This is a genomic window from Pseudideonella sakaiensis (assembly GCF_048320135.1).
GTDB lineage: Bacteria > Pseudomonadota > Gammaproteobacteria > Burkholderiales > Burkholderiaceae_C > Ideonella_A > Ideonella_A sakaiensis_A.
Window position 1 is genome coordinate 3963474 of the sequence record NZ_CP182947.1, and the last position, 17844, is coordinate 3981317.

General features: G+C 62.3%; 18 protein-coding genes. 6 read left to right on the forward strand and 12 right to left on the reverse strand.

Annotated elements, in window-relative coordinates; genetic code table 11:
- Positions 1–266: 266 nt before the first annotated feature.
- The 6 genes from ACNH6H_RS18130 to ACNH6H_RS18155 are packed head-to-tail and all read right to left on the reverse strand — an operon-like array spanning position 267 to position 5456.
- Positions 267–875, reverse strand: a complete 609-nt coding sequence (locus ACNH6H_RS18130) for a DUF4400 domain-containing protein (protein ID WP_418319644.1) — start codon at positions 873–875, stop codon at positions 267–269.
- Entirely contained in the window at positions 872–2803 is a 1932-nt protein-coding gene (traD, locus tag ACNH6H_RS18135; RefSeq protein WP_418319645.1) for a conjugative transfer system coupling protein TraD, read from the reverse strand. The genes ACNH6H_RS18130 and traD overlap by 4 nt, the downstream gene beginning before the upstream one ends.
- 6 nt (positions 2804–2809) lie before the next feature.
- Entirely contained in the window at positions 2810–3004 is a 195-nt protein-coding gene (locus tag ACNH6H_RS18140; protein WP_418319647.1) for a hypothetical protein, read from the reverse strand.
- A gap of 50 nt (positions 3005–3054) precedes the next feature.
- Positions 3055–4413 carry a MobH family relaxase gene (gene mobH / locus ACNH6H_RS18145; protein ID WP_418319648.1) on the reverse strand — a complete coding sequence of 453 codons (1359 nt, stop codon included), beginning with the start codon at positions 4411–4413 and terminating at the stop codon, positions 3055–3057.
- A gap of 58 nt (positions 4414–4471) precedes the next feature.
- The gene (locus ACNH6H_RS18150; protein ID WP_418319650.1) at positions 4472–5140 is read right to left on the reverse strand and encodes a FlhC family transcriptional regulator; all 669 of its coding nucleotides are present in this window, start codon (positions 5138–5140) and stop codon (positions 4472–4474) included.
- A gap of 22 nt (positions 5141–5162) precedes the next feature.
- Complete coding sequence (locus tag ACNH6H_RS18155) at positions 5163–5456, reverse strand: hypothetical protein (RefSeq protein WP_418319652.1); 294 nt, start codon at positions 5454–5456, stop codon at positions 5163–5165.
- 756 nt (positions 5457–6212) lie between these two features.
- Here ACNH6H_RS18155 and ACNH6H_RS18160 point away from each other — a divergent pair.
- From ACNH6H_RS18160 to ACNH6H_RS18180, 5 genes are all read left to right on the forward strand, one after another.
- Positions 6213–6488, forward strand: a complete 276-nt coding sequence (locus ACNH6H_RS18160; protein WP_418319653.1) for a hypothetical protein — start codon at positions 6213–6215, stop codon at positions 6486–6488.
- A gap of 19 nt (positions 6489–6507) precedes the next feature.
- Entirely contained in the window at positions 6508–7545 is a 1038-nt protein-coding gene (locus ACNH6H_RS18165; protein WP_418319654.1) for a right-handed parallel beta-helix repeat-containing protein, read from the forward strand.
- A gap of 624 nt (positions 7546–8169) precedes the next feature.
- Positions 8170–9147: a hypothetical protein gene (locus ACNH6H_RS18170; protein ID WP_418319656.1), complete on the forward strand. Its 978-nt coding sequence runs from the start codon at positions 8170–8172 to the stop codon at positions 9145–9147.
- A gap of 18 nt (positions 9148–9165) precedes the next feature.
- Positions 9166–10227: a hypothetical protein gene (locus tag ACNH6H_RS18175; protein ID WP_418319657.1), complete on the forward strand. Its 1062-nt coding sequence runs from the start codon at positions 9166–9168 to the stop codon at positions 10225–10227.
- A gap of 558 nt (positions 10228–10785) precedes the next feature.
- Positions 10786–11154, forward strand: coding sequence for an H-NS family nucleoid-associated regulatory protein (locus tag ACNH6H_RS18180; protein WP_418319659.1), 369 nt, complete (start codon positions 10786–10788; stop codon positions 11152–11154).
- Positions 11155–11252: 98 nt separating this feature from the next.
- Here ACNH6H_RS18180 and ACNH6H_RS18185 read toward each other — a convergent pair whose 3' ends face one another.
- From ACNH6H_RS18185 to ACNH6H_RS18210, 6 genes are all read right to left on the reverse strand, one after another.
- Entirely contained in the window at positions 11253–12317 is a 1065-nt protein-coding gene (locus ACNH6H_RS18185) for a DUF932 domain-containing protein (protein ID WP_418319660.1), read from the reverse strand.
- A gap of 130 nt (positions 12318–12447) precedes the next feature.
- A complete protein-coding gene (locus ACNH6H_RS18190; RefSeq protein WP_418319662.1) occupies positions 12448–13305 on the reverse strand; it encodes a DUF7146 domain-containing protein in 858 nt (285 codons plus the stop codon).
- A gap of 191 nt (positions 13306–13496) precedes the next feature.
- Positions 13497–14315: an IS21-like element helper ATPase IstB gene (gene istB, locus ACNH6H_RS18195; protein WP_418317604.1), complete on the reverse strand. Its 819-nt coding sequence runs from the start codon at positions 14313–14315 to the stop codon at positions 13497–13499.
- Complete coding sequence (gene istA, locus ACNH6H_RS18200; protein WP_418317605.1) at positions 14312–15805, reverse strand: IS21 family transposase; 1494 nt, start codon at positions 15803–15805, stop codon at positions 14312–14314. Before istA ends, istB begins: the two co-directional genes overlap by 4 nt.
- 68 nt (positions 15806–15873) lie before the next feature.
- Positions 15874–16089 carry a primase-helicase zinc-binding domain-containing protein gene (locus ACNH6H_RS18205; protein ID WP_418319663.1) on the reverse strand — a complete coding sequence of 72 codons (216 nt, stop codon included), beginning with the start codon at positions 16087–16089 and terminating at the stop codon, positions 15874–15876.
- A complete protein-coding gene (locus ACNH6H_RS18210) occupies positions 16076–16618 on the reverse strand; it encodes a hypothetical protein (RefSeq protein WP_418319665.1) in 543 nt (180 codons plus the stop codon). Before ACNH6H_RS18210 ends, ACNH6H_RS18205 begins: the two co-directional genes overlap by 14 nt.
- A 485-nt stretch (positions 16619–17103) precedes the next feature.
- Between ACNH6H_RS18210 and ACNH6H_RS18215 the strand changes: the two genes are divergently transcribed.
- On the forward strand, positions 17104–17838 hold the full coding sequence (locus ACNH6H_RS18215) for a DUF1845 domain-containing protein (RefSeq protein WP_418319666.1): 735 nt from the start codon (positions 17104–17106) through the stop codon (positions 17836–17838).
- Positions 17839–17844 lie beyond the last annotated feature (6 nt).

A 17844-nucleotide genomic window follows, 5' to 3' on the forward strand; every position in this document is an offset into this window, starting at 1 on the left:
AGAAGTCAAGTGTGGGTCGGAGTCCGGCTCAGCGAGGTTCGAGCCTCGAGCTGCCGCTTTTCCAATTGACCTGACAGCGTTCCGTGCTTTCACACGTGCCGGTTTCTGTGCCTGCCCCGATGCGGATGCGCCATGGTGGTGGGGGACATCAGCCGAATTCAGCGGCGGGATTGAACGCAAATGGTGGCAGGTTGAGTCGGAAGCTGGCGCCTATGGTCCGGGATGCGCAGCTGTAGCGGTGGGTTCCGCCCAGACGCGTCGTGGCCCTATCCACTGCGATGAAAGCTGGCCAGCGCGCGGCTAAGAGCCGCCAGCAAGGCGACGATGACAGCTGGCGCCACCAGCGGGTCGAGCGTCACGGGAACGAGCAGCCCGGCCAGCAGCGCAGCGGCGAGGATCGCCGCGGTGCAGATGAACAAGGCGAAGAACTCCGGATCGTGCTGAACGAATTCCTTGGACCGGATCGTGCGAGCGGCGGCGCCGTCAAGAACCAGCGCCAGTCCGAGTGGAACGAGCCAGGGCAACCACTCGAGCAACGAGAAGGTTCGGTACGTGGCCAGCGCGAACAGTGCCTCGAGCGACCTGAAGTAAGAACTTCCGATCAGCCTCTGGCTGGCCTCGGTCATGGCAACTCCGGTAGGTTTCCCGGCGAAGGCGGCGTTGTCTGTGGGGGTGCCATTCACGGTCGCAACCTCCAGCACGGTGGCGACCCGATCGATGATGCGAAGCCCGACGGGTTCCCCCCAGTATTCCGTGTCGAATCGATGTTCCGTCCGCAGATGGTGAAGAAATCGCTCCGCTGGATAACGCGATGGCAGGTAGAGCGCCAGCGACAAGGTCAGCGCGAGTGAACAGATGATGACGATGCGGATCATGCGACCTGCGGTTTCGGGATCTTGGAGCTGGCTGCCGTTCCGCCATCAGTTGCCGCATCGTCGGGGTCGAGGATCGGAAATCGGCCTTTGATCAATCGACCGCCGGAGACCGAGGCGAAATACTGAAGATTGGGAAGTTTTCCAAGAACATCGGCCGGGATCACTTCCTCGAAACTTTCTGTCAGCTGCGTCGAATGACTGGCCGAGAAATCGCCCAGGTGCGAATCAGAGCCGCTCGACAGACCGACTCTGAGGTTGTGGATGGCGGTCTTGCCGAACGCTTCGACCACGAAATCCTGTGTCGGACGGTCCTTTGAGCGCAAGGCAATCAGGTTGTTGAGGTTGCCCAGCGCCATTCGGGCAGCATGCTCACTGCCCAGACGCTTGGCCAGGTCGGACAAGGTCTGCATGGCGCACGTGGTGTAGATGCCGCCCTCGGCCCCCTTGTTCAGGATCTCGATGAGCGGCTGGTTGATCACGTTGGAGACCTCGTCGACGAACAGTGCGATACGGCGATAGCCGCCCAGGTTGTATCGCATGCCTGCACGCGCGGCGAGGTCGGCCAATGCCAATGCTCCGATGGCGGTTGCGACCGAGGGGTCGGGGAGAGCGTCCAGGCACATGTACAAGACGTGCCCCGCACGCTCGATCTTCTCGAAGTTCATGATCGGCCGCTGGTCTCGGATGTCGAACGGGTCCGGCGAAAGACTTCGGCCGAGATCCCCCGATGTGAGCATCGACAACACGGGCAAGAGGTTCGCCGTGATCTTCTGGTAGTGCTCGCGGTTGTGGCGGAACGTTCTGACCTGTGCGTCGATGATCTTGTCGCGCTGACGCTGCGGGACGCGTTGCTCGTAGAAGCCCACATAGGCGAGCAATTCCTTGCTCGCCGCAGCCGAGGGTCGAGGTGAGTGGCTGCGGCCCGCTTCGAACAAGAGCCGCTTCATCTCCGGATGCTCGGACCATCCCGTGCCGAGTGTCCTTTCAAAGTAGCGGGCCAGGCAGGCCTCCAGCACGGGTTCAATGCCGCCCTCGATGTATTTGGTCAGCTTGATCAGGTTCGGCCGCTCGTCGAGTTCGATCAGTCCCTGAACGACCACGTTCACCGCATCCCACCCGAAGGCGGAGAAGGCGCCGGCGGTGTCGGGCGGCATGATCGACTGAATGCGCGACGCGATCTCGGTGGGCTTCTGCCAGTTGAAGGCGAAGTCCAGGCGCACGCCGGTCTCCGGAAACGCCGGATGGAATTCAAGGAAGGTCTCGGCGGGACGCCAGTCCTCGCAGGCGCGCTGAACGACGTGCTTGAGTCGCCGGCTGTTCTTGGGATCGATGACGATCACCACGTCGCCACGACGCACGGCTTGAGAAATCAGGTTGGCAAGCGCAACGCCTTTGCCGGACTGTGTGGTTCCCACCAGCAGGGTCCCGCCTTCGAAATTCTGCAGCGGCCGATGCAGCGGCCCCTCCTGTGGCTCGACGCCGTGGATATGCGCCAAGCCGATCTCGGAATCCGGCTGCGGTGCGGCGGTGTAGCCAAGCCACGGCAGCCAGCGTGGCGACAGGGCAAACTGCCGGATGTCGATCTTGGCCAGTTCGTACAGCCGCTGCGAGTGGACCGGTCGCCAGTCGAAACCGAATCCCAGAAACACCTGGTCGGGCCGCTCGCACCAGCGCGCTACTTCGCGGGTAGCCAAGACCTGAATGCTTCGCCCACCCAGCGATGCACGCAGGGTCACGATCCGGATCGCCTGCGATCCCCGCACGACAGCGAACAGAAAGCAGATCAGCGCAGCGGGCAACGCTGCAGCTCGTGGCAACCCCATCCAGACTCCAGCGACTGCAAAGTAGGCGCTGCAGAGCAGCCATCCCAGCGCTGCCCAGGCCTCGTAGGCCGGGCGCCATGGCATTTCGTATCGGCGCGTCAGCATGGGATCTCATCGGGTTGCATGGGATTGCAACAGGCCGTCGAGGAACTCGGGCCGGATGATCACGCCCAGCACGGTCTTGCCGTCGATGTCGCGTCGCCGCGCTTTGGGACGACCCTTGGCGTCGCGCAGCAGCATCCCGGTCTCGTCCATCGCGCGAACAGCCAGCGGCGTCTCGAGCTTGTGCCCGTCGAACGCAATCATGGGGACGAACAGGCCATCTGGGGAAGCATGTGCACCGCGTCCTGTCGCGTTCAGCTGCTGTACGACCGACTCCAGCGCCGCGAGAACGCCGCCGTCCAGTCGCAGCGGCGGTTTGAGGCGAATCGCGCCGGAAGGGGATTCTCGAGGCGATGGGTCGCTTTGCCGCTCGACGGTTCGGCGGCTCGCGGGCAGTTGCTCAGGCTGATCGTTGAGGGCCAATGGCAGTTGGTCACCGACGGGGGGAAGCTATGCTGAGCGTCGGCAACAGGCTCGACACGCGCAGTCGCCAGCGTCGTGTCCAATGCGGATGCGATGTTGACCGAGTCAGGATACAGAACCGACGACGAAGCGAGTTTGATCGCCTCCACCGGACTCCGCGAAGATGGCGGATGGATCAACCAGGCGTGTCCTGCTTTCTGGTTCGATGCCAGCACGCCGGAAGCTTGGAGCAACTGAAGAATGGACGCTGCTGATCGCGGCATGCCAGCCAACTCATCTTCTTCGAAACAGTCGACGATGTCGGATGCCGACTGCGGCCAGACCAGGTAGAGCCCGTCACGGCCCAGCCACAGTCTGGACTTCTCTCGATTCGGAACCCATCTGGGGTGGCACGCCGCGAGCCTGCGCATCGCGTCCAGGACGTAGCGCTGCAGATGAGACCGATCGTGTTGGAGGTCGTCGCCGGACCGGAAGGTCTCCAACCATTGATTGACGACCAGCGCGAACGCACGCCTGACGAGCCTCGGCAGTGGGTTGTGATCCCGATAACGTGGCAGGCCACCGATGCTGGCAAGCAAAGACGGCAGCACCTCGTCGTTCGCATCTGAGAGATACGTCAGGATCGGGGCGGGCACCACCAGGGGAAGCGCGAGGATGCCGTATCCCGGTACATCCAGAAGGTCGGCACGCCAGCCGAGGCGGTAGGTGGCCTGCGGACTTGTTTGAAGCCAAGTGGCCAGCGGCACGACCAGCGCGGGCCATCGCGAACCAGCCTCGTACTCGACGATGGCCTGTCCGGCCGCGCGCTCGAGGATGCACAGCAGGCCCGCCATGAACGTCGCCAGCCGCCAGCGCGGCTCCAGGTGTCGTCTGACCGAGATGGTCGATCGGCCAGCGAAGATGTGACCGTCGGTCCCCTGCAGGCTGAAAAAAGCGGTGTCCAGCGCCAGCTCGAACATCCCTCCCGGCTGGCAGTAGTAAGCATCCCTGGACGCGGGAAGGTTCAGTACATACTCTGCGAGTCGCTGGACGATCGACAGCACCTGTTCTTCGAATGTCGCGGCGTCGATGCCGAAGCAGAGTTGGATGCGAGCGATTTTTGCGGCGTGGGCGGACATCACGTCGCCCGCGCTGGTCCGTGGCAGTTGCACGCGCGGCCCGGCGGTCGGCGGCGATGCGTAGGATGTCATGTTCATCCTCGATGTGCTTTGCAGCAGCACGGATCCAGAGTGCCGGGACAAGCTTTTCTCAAGCGCAGATTGCCACCGGCAGAGAAGGCTCGTCATGAGCCTCGGGCTGCAGGTGCAGTGGACTGCTTCGCATCAGTGACATGACACCGATCTGAAAATCGCTCGCCGCGAGAGGCGGTCGCGCCGGGAAGTGAGCCCGAAGCCGCGGATCCACGCGATACCGCTGGATCAATGCGCAGAACGGGCAATCCGAGCCAAAACGGGTTTCGGAGCCGAGCGTCGCAAGGTGTTCGCTGCCGCAGGCCGGGCAGCGAATGAGTTCCAGGCTGCGGCCACGAGACAGCCAGATGCCGTCAAGGTGCGAGGCCAGATCAAGCGCGCGGTCCAGATTGATCCGATACGGGGGATCGCAGACCTCGGTGTAATGCGAGTACGCACCCAGCAGTGCCTCCGACGCAGGAAAGCCGCCTTCTCTGAGGCGACGGTAGCTGGACATGACGACAGCAGCAGCTGCCTGCTCAAGCACGGTCGTTCTGCGATGGAGCCAGTCGACCGAGCTCGGCGTTCTTCCCCTGGGCACCGTGCTTCGCGTCGGGTAGGCGAGGTGGCGGAACTCGGGCTGTGGCAGTCCGGAAAGTTGTTCGATCGTGGACAGGCGCGCGCCGAGGTCGACGCATCGCTTGGCGATTGACAACGCCTGGAGGCGACGGACCATCATGGCTGACATCGAGTCCTCCCTTCAAGGCTTGTTATCCTGCCGCGCGTTTGGTGGGTTGCACCACTGCGAACGGCCTGGCGACGGGCAGCGGCAGGGCCAGGAGCGACACCAGGTCGCTGCGCGGTGGAAACAAGTTGACCTGGCCGACATTCGCCACGATGGCCATGATTTGGTGAGTGCCGAGAGTGAGGAAGCGATCAGCCTGCGCAGCGTCGAGCGCGAACCGGGCGCAGGTACGGACACGGTCCAGGTGCAGGGAGTCCCGGATGGTCAGCAGCATCGTCAGGTTGGTGAGCTGAACATCCAGCAGGTGAACGTCACTCATGGTCGGTCTCCTTGGGCGATTCGCCCGGCCGCTATTGGAGTGTCAATCGACTCCACATCGAATGACCGTGTGTTGCACAAAGCTTAAAGGTCTTCGTCTCGCCAATGCGGGTTGGCGAAGCTGCCATTCGCAAATGCGCTACGAAAACCCCGCGACTACCGCTTGATTTCGCGGGCGATTTGATTGGAGGCGGTTTGGTGGCCGGACTCAACGTCGCTGCCGGCGGCTGTCGGTGGAGACAGTGCGCGCGTGAGCCAATCTGGGTAGTGCTCACGGTTGGGTTGTGGTGCCGGGGGAAAATGTGTCGCTGCAATGCTTGCCTCTGAAGGACTTGTCCATCGTGAAGAAGGATTCGGAAAGGCGACTCTCACGCCGAAGTGCGGTGGCTCATGCATGCACCCAGCGCCAGGCGATCCTTGCCTGTGAATGGCTTGCGACGGGACGAGCGTCGCAGCGCAGTTGTTAGCGCGCTTGGCGCTCATGGGCGTCGCTGCGCAGGGTGGTGCGAGCTGATGCGTTGAAGTCCGCTCGCGCCCTCGAACAGCCGAAAACTGCGGCATGGCACCCAGGCTGCTATCCCGCATTTTGAAAGAGCGCCGACCAAATCTGCAGTCGGCGCCACCACCGGCTCTTTCCCTTGATCGTGGGGGGAGCGGCCGAAAAGGCGTTGGATTGGCAGCTACCCACCCCAAAGGGTGATGTTTCTTGTCGGCGGCTCGCTCTATTTGCGAGCATCAATTTGATGCGGAGGCGCAGATGACGACCAGCAGCTACCCAGGCGCAGTTCCGGCCGGATTCAGCGTCGACCGCCATGACGCAGACGAGTGCAGGCGTCTCCGGCTGGCTCATCACCTGACGAGCGAAGCCATGGCCGATGTGGCGATGTTGCCCGGCCGACGGGCCTGGATGGCGATTGAATCTGGGTACGAGCCCATCAGCGCCGAGTGCTGGAAGCTGTGCTTGCTGGTGCTGGATGAGCACCCGGACTACCGGTCCGCCGAATCAAGCGATCGTGTGTCCCGTCTGACCTGATTTCAAGCAAGGAGTAAAGATGAAATTTCGCCACGCTGTCGCCAGCCTGAGTGTATTGCTCGGGCTCTCGGTATCGATCGCCGCTTCAGCCCGGGATGTCCATGTACCTGGGGACTTCGCCACCATTCAGGGTGCGATCGACGCTTCTCCGTCGGGCAGTGAGATACGGGTTGGTCCGGGTCGGTATGTCGAAAATCTGGTGATCTTGAACAAGGCGATCACGATCAAATCGAGTCACGGATCCTCTCGGACTATCCTGGATGGCGGGTCGAAGTCGACCACCGTGTGGGCCCAGGGCACGGGCAAAGAGCGGGTGGTCGTTGCCGGGTTCAAGATCACCAACGGCTTCAATTCTTTTGCCAACGACCCGAGCCCGACACCGGGGACGGGAGGCGGCGTGCGTGTTGAACTGGTGCGCGCGACGATTGAAGACAACGTGATCACCGGCAATGTCGGGTGCATCGGCGCGGGCGTGTTCAGCCAGGAAGCCTCGATCGAGGTCCGGCGCAACCTGATCAGCGGCAACAGGCAAGATCAGAGCTGCGGCGGCTCGAATGGCGGCGGCATCTACATGAACGGGTCAACCCGGAAGGATTCTGTCATCGCGGACAACGTGGTCGAGTTTCACAAGATTGAAGGCTACGGGGGCGGTGTCGGAATCAACGGGGTGCGAGGTGTCACCATCTCCGGAAACACGATCCACCATAACTTGGCTTTCGACTACGGGGGTGGCATCCTTGTCAATGGATCGTCCGCAGACATTGTGCGCAATGTCATTGTGGACAACGCTACGGTGAGCCCCTTCAGTACCACCGGCGGCGGAGTGGCGCTCTTGGCAATAGATCGGTGGAATGACATCAGCTTGTCTGAAAACCTGATCCAAGGCAACACCAGCGATTCCGCTCCCGGCGCGTGGCTGCTGGCGTACTACGACAAGGCGATCCGGGCCGACAGCAACTGGATTCTCGGCCGAGGGCCGGCGGCGTTGGTCCGATGTGATGCCGGTGAAGCTCGCCAAGAGCAATGTGATCTTGAACGTCGGAGGGCCGGAAATTGACGGCACGTGCATTCGTTGAGGTAACACCCACTGATTGCTACCGACCAGACCATCCGCCTGCGAACCCGCACATCAATTGGAGGGCTTTCATGCCTGCAATGACACGGTGACCCGGCTGCTGTCATTCCAAATTCGGATGCCGACGCCCGGATCCGACCCTTCAGCGACATCCGCGGCCCCGAATTCGTCACCCCGAAGCGGTCGTTCGGCTCCAAGCCCCATAGTTGCCCCGGGGATTGCGAGAAGTCCGCACGCATTCAACCGGACGATGAGGTCAAGGACTTGGCCATCCGGAGGGAGCAACGCATTCGTCGCATTCGCGGCAGCCCGGGTAGGTTGATCACGGATCGTTTCTGACTTTCGGACAGCGCTGGGACGTCGAGATCTGCCACGCGCATTGGTTCGACGACCGCATCTTGGCACGCCGAACGCAGCAGGGTACTCAGTGCAGGGCAACTCCGGACGTCTGCTGGGCCTGGCCCTCGATCGAAGTCGATATCTATGCCAAGAGTGCAAGGACAGTCGCGAGGCGCCATTTGCCTTACCCTTCATAAATTTTGTGGATTGCACCAGCCCCTTGACTAGATACGATGCGGTTCCGAATCCATTGAGACGGGAAGGTCAATGGCAATCTCAGCCCCGCGAGCCCTGCTGCAAACGCTCGACCTGATCACCAAGGCTCCTGCTTCAGAAGTCGAGTCTCTGGGCGCTGTTCGAGCAGCGCACGCGAACCATCTGCGCACGCTCTCGAAAGGGAGAAACATCGTCGGCGTCGGTATCAGCGAGAAGACGATCGGCGACGAAACTGCCGGCGAACTCAGTCTATGCTTCTATGTAAAGAAAAAGGTGGCCTTGGCAAGCATTCGTGGGACGGCGATGATTCCGCCGTCGATCGCGCTATTGGGCTCCAAGGCGATATTGACGGATGTAAAGGAGATCGGTGAGATCAAGCTCCATCACGCTGTCGCCGACCCAAGGATCAACAGCGGAGACAGCGTTTCGCACTTGAGGGATCCGGCGGGAACCCTGGGCGCCATCGTCAAGCGAGCCAATCTACTTTTTCTGCTGAGCAACTCGCACGTCATCGCGCTCAGTGGAAAGGCAAACATAAACGATCCCATTATCTCGCCTGGGACAACCGATGGAGGATCGCTCGCTAACACGATCGCGCGGTTGTCGAGCTTCGTACCGTTTGACCCGTTCGGCGACAACGAAGTGGACGCCGCGCTCGCCGAGATCGTGCCGGCAAAGCGCGCCCAGGTCGTCACTGGGGTTGCACAAGCCGCCTTGCCAATCCGGACTGGCCTAGCCCAGCGAGGCATGCTGGTGGCCAAGTTTGGTAAGTCGACGCTTCAGACGTCAGGCCAAGTGATGGACGTCAACTTTCGGCTGACGCTTCGCTACCCACACAACCTGGGCAATCTATCGTTCGTCAACCAGGTGTTGTGCACTCACTTTGCGACCAATGGGGACTCAGGCTCCATAGTGGTCGACACGACGACGGGGAGGGTAGTTGGGCTGCATTTCGCGGGCTCGGACACCGTCAGCGTCTTCAATCCCATCGGCCCGGTTATGTCTAAACTGGGATTCACCTTTGCCTGAACCAGGCTCGGAGGCATCATGACTTATCGTTGCTCACCCATCGCGCTGATTGTTCTTTCGGCGCTGTCCGGCTGCACTAGCCTCACATCGGTCAAGAACCCAGCGAATTCAAATGATGGACTGGTGTACTTCTTGCCGAATCGGGACATCCTGATCACCGTGACGAGTACCAGTTCGAAACTGGCGTCCATTACGGCGACAGCCTCGCCATCGTATGCAGACCGATCCAAGGCCTACGTGCTGTCCTACCACCGGCACCCCCTGGCAAAGAATTCCATCGACGTCGAGATCAACGAAGCCGGCTTGCTGACCACCTCCAATGCGAATCAGACCGGAGACGCGGTGGCCGCGCTCGCCGGCCTCGGGCAGTTGGCAGGTTACGTCAGGGGATTCGGCTTCGGAATCCAAAGCGATCAGGCGGCCGACAAGATGAATGCGACAGAGCTGAAGAAGGATTGCACCGTGGACGGCACCCATACCTTCATCATCCCGGTCACAACGAAGTCGCAGACGATCTGCGGCGATATCAGCGTCACGATCGAACCCTATGATGCGCCTTCCGCAGTCGGCAACGCAGCGGATCCGGCCAAGAAGAGCGATGTCGAGTCAAACTACTCAACCGACAAAGCTGATCGTACGACCCATGCAGGCATCTTCTATCGCATGAACAGAGCCTATCGCGTCAGCATGGTGAGCAGTGGTGTCCTGCATGCGGAACAGATCGTCTTCTCGCCTTCTGGAACGCCAGAGTATTTTCTGCCGATTTCCCGGACGTTCTTTTCAAACAACGATGCCAAGATCGCGCTTGCAAATGGCGCCGGCGTTCCCTCGAAGTATGAACAGAATACCGATGGCGAAGTGGCGGCATTGCTCAAGTTGCCGGCCGTTATCCTTACGCCGTACTTCGAGGCCATCGGTTCCATCTTCACGGCACGTTCGAATCAGAACGCGAATCAGCAGACCGCTCTAAACAACGCCACGAAACTGGAGCTAGCCAAGATCAAGTATCAATCATGCGTCAAAGCGATCGAGGCCAAAGATGCTGTCCTAATTTCCAGTCTACAGTGTGGCACACCATGATCGTGTGGCGACCGGCCTAGTGAAATCTGATCGTCGAGAGCTGACTGCGGGTGTCGTCACGGGATGCCTGCGCAAGTGCGTCGTCGACCGTCGGCTCAGGTGAGGATTCGCAATAGCGGGAGCTGACAGTCGTCGGGCCGCTGCTCCTGGGCGAGCAGAGCGCAATCAAGCAACCGGCAAGCGGACTCTCGTCAACGGCTCTGGCCAAGAACGGGTCCATGAGTGCGCAGGTCCAATGTCGGCTGACTGCCGGTTTGTCGCCACCGGGGCACAGGCGAACGGGTGAGTTGTCCAATGTCCGCTGCAGTGATTCGGAGGTGAATTCTTTTGCCCCAGCGATTGCCGAATTGCCTCGGCGAACGTCCAAAATCGGGATTGAAATCGGCGTTAGGGAGTAGAAGGGTCATGAATGCCATTGACTCTGCAGTGCTGTTGTCATTGCAATGTCAAGGGATGCAATGAGTCAGAGGATCGGAATTCTCTGCGGCGTCCGCGACTCAATACATTCCTGTATCGACTATGCTCACGGCTCTCTGATTTTTGAAGGAGCCGTGAGTCATGGCCAGAAAAGAAACCTATGCGTCCATTCAGGCGCAGATTCAAAAGCTCACCAAGCAGGCCGAAGCCCTGCGTGCCCAGGAGACCAAGGGCGTGGTCGAGCGCATCAAAGTCGCCATCGACGCCTACGGTCTGACGGCCGAAGATCTCGGCCTGACAACAACCGAACCACCGCGCGCCGCGTCGGTGACGACGAAAGCTCCCAAGAAGGTGATCCCTTCCGTCAAGAAGAAGCGTGCTTCGGTGATCCGATACAAGGACACCAACGGGAACGCGTGGAGCGGCTTCGGCCCCAAGCCCCGTTGGTTGAGGGAAGCGTTGGCCGGCGGCGCCCCGATCGAATCGTTTACGGCGACCCCTGACAACTGAGCTGCCTGCACCGCATTCGGCTGCCGGCGACGCGGTACGCTGAACTCACGGGATCGGGCAAGGAACGGATCTCCCGTTCCTTGCCCATCACCCCACACTCAACCTGCCACCAGTTCCGCCCACTCGGACCTGTTCAGCTCGATGAGCTTGCCACCCAGCGCTTCGAACTCGGTCGCCCGGTCGTAGTCCTCCACTTCCTGAGAGAAGTGCGTGACCGCATTGACCAATCCGTATCCGGAAAGGTCACCACCGGTGACCAGATGCCGAAGCACACCCGACCGCTCGGAATCGTTCAGCGCGTAGCGTTGCGCCAGCACCTCCACGGTCTTTACCGGGTCGCCCGACAGCGGCATCCCTTGCGTGCGCTGCAATTTCTCGGTCGCCATCCTGAATGCCGTCTCCGAGACAGCAGCCTCCACGACATCCCGCACCCTCAGAAAAAACGCCTTGTCATCGGCGCACAGGGTATCGTCCTTGAAGACGGTGATGCCATCATCCTCGCCGCCGCCGACCGAACGCCCGACATGGGTCTTGCGCAGCGACCGATCCGAGACGATCAGCCCGTTGCTGCAGACCAGCCTGTAGATCAACGGTTGCACGCTCAGCAGACCGTGCCCGACCTCCGAATTGGAGATCACGACGCCCGCCTGGACCACATCACCCGGCGCAATCTCCTGCCGCAACTGCGGTGTGACGCACTTCAGGTACATCTTGGTTTCGGTCAGCTCCATCGACTCGAAGCGAACCTCGGGCAGCCGTTGCAGCACCGGCAGCACGCTTTCGGCCAGGTCGAAGTTGTCGAGCCGACGATAACGCTCTGACAGCACCGCCCGGACCTTGCCGTCCAGCGTGCGGATCATGCGCCGTTCCTCATCGCTTTGCAGCCAGGTGTTGACGTTGTGATCCAGCAGCACCGGTTGCTCCGAGCGCATGCGTTCGAAGTACGCGAACGGAATCTTCAGCTTCTCGGCCAGTTGCCGTCGCGCCAGCGCGGTGACGCCGTAGCGCACGGCACCGCCACCCTCCTGCACCACGAGCTGGGTGTGACCTTGGTCATCCGTGTCGTGTCGCAGCATCTGGGTCGGTACCACCAGGTCCTTCTTGCTGGCGAGTTGCCGCTCGAGTTCCTCGGCGAGTCCGACCAGTGAACGTCCATTCTTCATCTCGATCTCCTATGGAAAAAAGTGGGAACGAGTCCCCTCGGGGACAGTCCCCAAGGGGTTGAAGTGCAGGTCGGACCATCCGACCTGCGGTGAAAGCGCGACGTCTCGATTGCTGTCGTCGCGCCAGTCTCTACATGCTTTCCTTGCGGGTTCGACGCAGCCAGACATCGGCCCAGTCCGCACCCGGCGTTCGCGGCAGGAACACCTGCACCTGGCGTCCGGCTTCAGGCCCACGTTCCAGGCGCAGGCGCCGCGCGAGCGCGAACGCAAACGCCTGCCCCGCGAAATCGCCATCGCTGTCGTTGTCCGCGTAGATCTGGACCCGACGCACACCCGCTGGGAGAACGACCTTCTCCAGGTTGCCCGCACTGATCGCGGCCCAGACCGGTTTGCCGGTGGCCAGGTGCACCGCCAGAGCGGTCTCGATGCCTTCACACAGCGCGAGTTCGTCTGTTGGTTCAAACAGCCTGACGGCCGCACCGGCGATCCCGGCCGACAGCACCTTGCGGGCGTCGCGCGAGATCAGCTTGCTGCCATTCGACAGGTAAGTCCGATGCAGGGTCACCGGCGTGCCTGAGACATCCTGCACAGCAGCCAGCATGGCGGGATAGACCCCCACCTTGCGGTTTTTGCCAGCATCATCTCGCTCGTAATAGCCCAGCGCGTTGTGGACGCGCAAGGCCCTCGGATAACTCGTCAATGACAGTCCTCGACCCGCCAGGTACTTGGCCACGGCATCTGCTGCCGCGACCGGCCGGGCCTCGTCCCAGATCTGCTTGGCCAACTTCCTCATCCACGTCGCACCCGGCTCGCGTGAGCCGACCGTTGGCGGACTCGGTGAATGCCCGACGTTCTGCTCGACATCGTGAAGCGCGGTGTTGAAGTCGCACCCCTTGACCGCCTGCAGCAACTTGAAGCCGCCGCCCGGGCCGCAGCCTCGACAGTGGTAGTTGCCTTCACCAAAGCGGTCCGTGTTGGCCGGCGTCAACTATCCTGACCGCTCGACGACAACTATCTTGGCCGGTGGAACGTGGGCGTAGTTGTCGTTGATCGGTGCCTTGGTTTTGGTTTTGTTGATCTCCTTCGTCGTCGAGCGGTGGGCAAGTCACGGACCCCGCAGGGGCTGTCCACAGGCTTGTCCTGTGGGCAGGTGACTTGTCCACCGCGGCTTCCCCGCGCTCAGGTTGCGTGGTCGGTCGCTGTAGTTGTCGTCGGTCTCGCGTTGGTCCTTCTCCCGCTGGGCTGTGCCGCGTGCGCCGCCCGTCGGCGATAGCTCTCCACATTCATTTCCAAGATCGTCGAGTGATGCACGAGCCGGTCGACTGCGGCCAGGGTCATCGCCGGGTCGACGAACACGTCGCTCCACTGCGAGAACGGCGTGTTGGCGGTGATCGCAAGGCTCTTGCGTTCGTATCGCTCGGCGATCAACTCGAACAGCACCGAGGTCTCGGCCTGATCGCGACGAACGTAGCTCAGATCGTCCAGGATCAGCAGGTCGAAGCGGTCGAGCCTGGCCAGTTCCTGCGGCAGCCGCAGGTCGCGCCGGGCCGCCTGCAGGCGCTGTACAAGGTCACTGCACCGGGTGAACAGCACCCGGCGCCCGGCATCGACGAGTGCGTGACCGAGCCCGCTCACCAGATGGCTCTTGCCGACGCCCGGCGGGCCGAACAGCAGCACATTGGCGCCGCGGTCGATCCACTCATGACCTTCGGCCAACGCCATCACCTGAGCCTTGGAGACGCTCGGTACCGCCGCGAAGTCGAAGCTCGACAATCGCTTGTCCGGCGTCAGGCAGGATTCGGCGCGGTGGCGGTCGATGCGGCGGAACTCGCGCTCGGCGATCTCATGCTCCATCAGCGCTTCCAGCAGCCGATGTCCGGGCCAGCCCTCACGGTCGGACTGCGCGCACAGGTCGTCGGCCAGTCGCTTGATCGTGGGCAGTCGCAGTTCGGTGAGCATCAGCGCCAGGCGCCCGGATGGCAGCGTCGTCGCACTCATGGCGACACCTCGATCAGTACGTCGTAGTCCTGCAGCGGCGGCAACTGCACCGACACCGCCGGCAATTCGACGATGGGCGGTTTCAGTAGCGCGCTCAGCGCATTCAGATCGGGCAATTGGTCGAGCTCGATCAGCTGCTCAAGTTCCTCGGCGAGTTGTGCCTCATGGCCGTCGGCGGCCAACGAGAGCAGGCCCACGATCGTCTTGCAGGCTTCGCGCTCTGCAAGTGCTGCTGACAGGCGTTCCCAGGTGCGGCGGTAGATGTCGCGGGGGAATACCGCATCGCGCAGCACCCAGCGGGCGAAGGCGCCGGGCTTGCGCCTGAGCGCGGCCACCAGGTGCCTATAGTCGATGTTGCGCGGGTGCCGCTGGCCGTCGCGGTGGGTCGCGCGGCTGCGCTCGAGCACGCATTGGCCGCCCAGCCAGCACTCGATGTGCTGCGCATACTGGCGAACCGTCAGGCGGTGTCCGATCAGTTGGCTTGGCGCGCTGTACTGCACGCCCTTGACGGTGAAGATGGCGTATTTGCTGACCCGCGCCGGGAACTCCTCGTACTCAGCCGTGCGGCGCGCCGGCAGCGGCCGTAGCATGGTCCGCTCGACGGCCAGCCGGGTGACGGCGCGGGCATTGAATCGCTGCACGATGGTCTCGACGAAGGCCTCGTAGTCGGCGCGCTCGTCGAAGCGACGGGTACCGCGCAACCGCAACGCCTGGTCGAGCGCGGTCTTGAGCGAATCGTGTCGCGACTCGATGGAGCCGTTCTCATGCGACTGGCTCGGATTGCAGCGGCTCGCGCGCATGCCGTAGTGCTGGCACAGACCCTCGTACCGGCGGGTCAGCTCCTGCGCCTCGGCCAGGTTGTTGAACGCCGCCGACAGGCTGTCGGTGCGATGCTCCTCCGGCACCCCGCCCAGCCGCCACAGCGCGGCCTGTAGTCCGCCGGACAACGCGGCGAAGCTCTCGCCTTCAGTGAGAACGACGGCGTGCCGCCATCCCGAATGCGCGAGCGCGAACTGGTACAGCCGGTGATCGAAAGCGACCCCGTCGATCTTCACCTGCAGGTCGTCGGCGACGGTGAAGTCGGACAGTCCCAGTCTGCCTGGCGGATGCTCCTGGGCGAAGTAAACGTCGCGTTCGGCGCCATGCACGGCGCGCCACTGGCGGACGCGGCGCTGCAGCGTACGAAGCACGGCACCTCCGTACTGGCCAGGATGCCGGCGCTGCAGTTCCTCCAGCAGCGTCACGGCGTTGAGTTGCGCGTCCGCCCGCAGCAGCGGGACGACTTCAGCCTCCCACACCTCGGCCAGTGGATCCGATCGGGTCCGCCAGCTCCTGGCTGGCCGTTGCGAAGGCAGTTGACCGGCATCTTCGATGCGTCGCGCACTGCGTTCGCTGATTCCCGCCTTGGCGGCGGCCGCCACCTGCGGGAGTTTGTTGCGATGTTGTTTGTACTTGAGCACTTGGTGGTCCGTGATTCTCTTGCCGGGCATTTCCGGGGTCTCGACGTGTTCGATGACCCCACGGTAAGCCCCGCGTCCCGGACCTGCCGGCTTCGGCCTCAACCGGCCAAGATAGTTGTCGTCAGCCGGCCAAGATCATTGTCGCCAACCACCGTGTACTGGAAACGATCCGTCCCGCCACACAGCGGGCAGGGCCCATTGCGTTTGCCCAGGATCCGCTCGTCCACGCCGAGGCTGCCCAGAATCTGCGTCCAGTGGCCGTGCGCGCGTCGCTTGACCTCATCGACACGCGCCTCATAGTCAGCCCGCTGCATGATCCGAGCCTTCGAAAAGATCACCCACAGAAGCCATGTGCCTGAGCTGCTCATTGATCCATTGCGGGTTGAGCGTCAGTTGACGTTCGACCCACGCCGGGTTCTCCGCGACCGCGTGACGCACCCACAGTGGGTAGCGCTGCAGCGACGCCCGAAGCCAGGGCCTGACCTGGCGGTGCACGTGTTGCCGAACCAGATCGGCATCCACCGCTCCGCAGTAGTCGATCGGCGACAGCGGGCTGCAGCCGACGATGCGCAAGCAGTTCGAGAACGAGAATGGTCGCCCGTCCTTTTCCTGCTCGGTGAAGATCCACCGCAGCGTGTCCAGCTTCTCCTCCAGGGGAGTTGCGGGATCGCCCAGATGGCCGAGTTCCTGCAGCAACCGCCAGTGCAGGTAGACGATCTCCTCCTCGGTCCAGTTCACGACCTCTTCCGAGGAAGGAGCGGGCAGGGCAGGTGACCAGTGTGTCGTCGATGGGTTGGCATCGAGGGATGACCCGGCCAAGGCCGGTATGACAGGGTTGTCCATGAAGATCTCCAAGTGATTGGCGATGCCTCACGGACCCCCTGGGCGTGAAGCCCCGCTGGGGTTGAACAAGGTCCGGGAATGCCGGCGATGAAGGGGCGACGCAACAGCTGGCTTGAGGTGGCGCGATGCCACCGGATCGGTTGCCAGCGACCGATCGAGGAACGCCTTGGACGGGAACGCGCGCGCAGGCACGCAAGCGCACTCCCGTCTAGGGCGTTCGAGGATCGCCTTCGTGACGTGATGTCACATTCACCGCGATCGATCAGGCCGATCGGATCGCTGTTGCCTCAGTGCTCGCCTGATCTGCAGTGCCAGCTGCTGCATGGGCGCAAAGATAAAGATCGCCCGATGCGTCGTCAAGGCGCGTCTTGAAAAAAATCGGGGCTGTCACAGATATCCCCCCAAAAAACCCATGATTTCGGGTTGAGGGGGGAGGTCGTGGAGAAGAACATGGCCATCTGGTACAGCACAGAGAGGGCCTCCCGATGGCAGACGACGACGCGCCACAACTGATCATCCGGCTCGACGAGGGCGGGGTCAATGTCCGCATCCTGAAGCGTCAGATCCAGGCGGATTACCGCCGGGTGGAGTCGGCCAGTGTCAAGCTGCACGTGCGGTTTGGCAGCCCCGAAGGCAAGCGCCTGTTCGTCCGGTCGTTCCACAGCTTTCAGCTGCTGACCCATTTCATTTTGACGATCGGGCGGATCAACCTGGACGATGGTCGAATCAAGCCCGTGGAGGACTTGATTCGCGCGGCCGTCGATCGGGTGAGCCATCACCTGGACCTGGAAATGGACAAGGCGGAGGAGCTTTTCAAGGCCCATGGCGTGACCCAGTTGGCCAGTTTCGACACCAAACCCCTCGAACTTCGGGTCCCCGTGTTGTCTTCGCTGACACGGCGCTACCTGGAGGCAATCAGCAAGCTGGATCACTACATGGACGTGCTGCAGACGCTCGAGTTCTACGACATCTGGACGGCGAGTGAGATTGATCAGCAGCGGGCCGCACTCAAGCGCGAACTGCGGGAAGTGGTGCGTGATACGCGGGCGTTGGCAGCCGATCTTCGGCGCGAGATGGACGATTCGAAGCAAACCGCCGCGCAGGAGTCAGCGCCCGACCATCCAGACGCAGGCCTCATCGAGCTGGCGCCCGCTGCACCACCCTCCGCAGCTGATCCGGTGGATCCGGTGCCGCAAGCGCGCGAGGCCGAACAAGCCTGAAGGTTC

Excerpts from the sequence above, each read along its gene's own strand:
- ACNH6H_RS18130 (WP_418319644.1), bottom strand. The coding sequence starts at position 875 with ATGATCCGCATCGTCATCATCTGTTCACTCGCGCTGACCTTGTCGCTG.
- traD (WP_418319645.1), bottom strand. The coding sequence starts at position 2,803 with ATGCTGACGCGCCGATACGAAATGCCATGGCGCCCGGCCTACGAGGCC.
- ACNH6H_RS18140 (WP_418319647.1), bottom strand. The coding sequence starts at position 3,004 with ATGATTGCGTTCGACGGGCACAAGCTCGAGACGCCGCTGGCTGTTCGC.
- mobH (WP_418319648.1), bottom strand. The coding sequence starts at position 4,413 with ATGACATCCTACGCATCGCCGCCGACCGCCGGGCCGCGCGTGCAACTG.
- ACNH6H_RS18150 (WP_418319650.1), bottom strand. The coding sequence starts at position 5,140 with ATGTCAGCCATGATGGTCCGTCGCCTCCAGGCGTTGTCAATCGCCAAG.
- ACNH6H_RS18155 (WP_418319652.1), bottom strand. The coding sequence starts at position 5,456 with ATGAGTGACGTTCACCTGCTGGATGTTCAGCTCACCAACCTGACGATG.
- ACNH6H_RS18160 (WP_418319653.1), top strand. The coding sequence starts at position 6,213 with ATGACGACCAGCAGCTACCCAGGCGCAGTTCCGGCCGGATTCAGCGTC.
- ACNH6H_RS18165 (WP_418319654.1), top strand. The coding sequence starts at position 6,508 with ATGAAATTTCGCCACGCTGTCGCCAGCCTGAGTGTATTGCTCGGGCTC.
- ACNH6H_RS18170 (WP_418319656.1), top strand. The coding sequence starts at position 8,170 with ATGGCAATCTCAGCCCCGCGAGCCCTGCTGCAAACGCTCGACCTGATC.
- ACNH6H_RS18175 (WP_418319657.1), top strand. The coding sequence starts at position 9,166 with ATGACTTATCGTTGCTCACCCATCGCGCTGATTGTTCTTTCGGCGCTG.
- ACNH6H_RS18180 (WP_418319659.1), top strand. The coding sequence starts at position 10,786 with ATGGCCAGAAAAGAAACCTATGCGTCCATTCAGGCGCAGATTCAAAAG.
- ACNH6H_RS18185 (WP_418319660.1), bottom strand. The coding sequence starts at position 12,317 with ATGAAGAATGGACGTTCACTGGTCGGACTCGCCGAGGAACTCGAGCGG.
- istB (WP_418317604.1), bottom strand. The coding sequence starts at position 14,315 with ATGAGTGCGACGACGCTGCCATCCGGGCGCCTGGCGCTGATGCTCACC.
- istA (WP_418317605.1), bottom strand. The coding sequence starts at position 15,805 with ATGCCCGGCAAGAGAATCACGGACCACCAAGTGCTCAAGTACAAACAA.
- ACNH6H_RS18205 (WP_418319663.1), bottom strand. The coding sequence starts at position 16,089 with ATGCAGCGGGCTGACTATGAGGCGCGTGTCGATGAGGTCAAGCGACGC.
- ACNH6H_RS18210 (WP_418319665.1), bottom strand. The coding sequence starts at position 16,618 with ATGGACAACCCTGTCATACCGGCCTTGGCCGGGTCATCCCTCGATGCC.
- ACNH6H_RS18215 (WP_418319666.1), top strand. The coding sequence starts at position 17,104 with ATGGCAGACGACGACGCGCCACAACTGATCATCCGGCTCGACGAGGGC.